Source organism: Streptomyces sp. NRRL B-24572 (assembly GCF_002156145.1).
Taxonomy (GTDB): Bacteria; Actinomycetota; Actinomycetes; order Streptomycetales; family Streptomycetaceae; genus Streptomyces; species Streptomyces vietnamensis.
In genome coordinates this window covers 1-542 of the sequence record NZ_MWIG01000876.1, presented here as the reverse complement: position 1 = coordinate 542, position 542 = coordinate 1, and the positions used below count along the sequence as shown (strand labels likewise).

1 protein-coding gene is annotated in these 542 nt (G+C 74.9%); it reads right to left on the bottom strand.

Annotation, left to right across the window (positions count from 1 at the left end; all coding sequences use genetic code 11):
* Nucleotides 1–542 (bottom strand): PP2C family protein-serine/threonine phosphatase (locus tag CCN56_RS37535; protein WP_143664761.1); only part of this gene is annotated, 542 nt, incomplete at both ends.

Sequence of the window (542 nt, the reverse complement as noted above, 5' to 3'; positions counted from 1 at the left end):
GCGCCGGCCGGGAACGGCCGCGCCTCGCCCCGGTCCGGCCACATCGCCAGCTCCCCCATGCCGAGCGGCAGCGCCGCCTCGCCCGGCTCCAGCGGCTCCACCCGCCCGTCCGCGTACAGCATCAGCGGCGGTGGATGCCCGCGGTTGACGATCCGTACGAAACCGTCGAAGGTCCCGCTGCCCTCACCGCGCGGGATCTCGGCCAGGACGGCCGTCGTGAACCCCTCGAAGGCGTCGAGCCCGTGCCGCCGAGTGCCCTCCCGGGCAAGCGCCCGTTCCAGCCGCTGCGCCACCCCCTCCAGGTTCCGCTCCTGTTCGGCCGCCTCCCGGAAGGAGCCGATGATGACGGCGACGGCCTCGACCGCGTCCAACCCCTTGCCCCGGACGTCCCCGACGATCAGCCGCACCCCGTGCGGGGTGTCCTGGACGGCGAACAGGTCGCCCCCGATGAACGCGTCGGCCTGCGCCGCCTCGTACCGTGCCGCGCACTGCAGCCCCCCGATCCGCTCGGAGGGCATCGGCAGCACCGCCTTCTGCGCGGT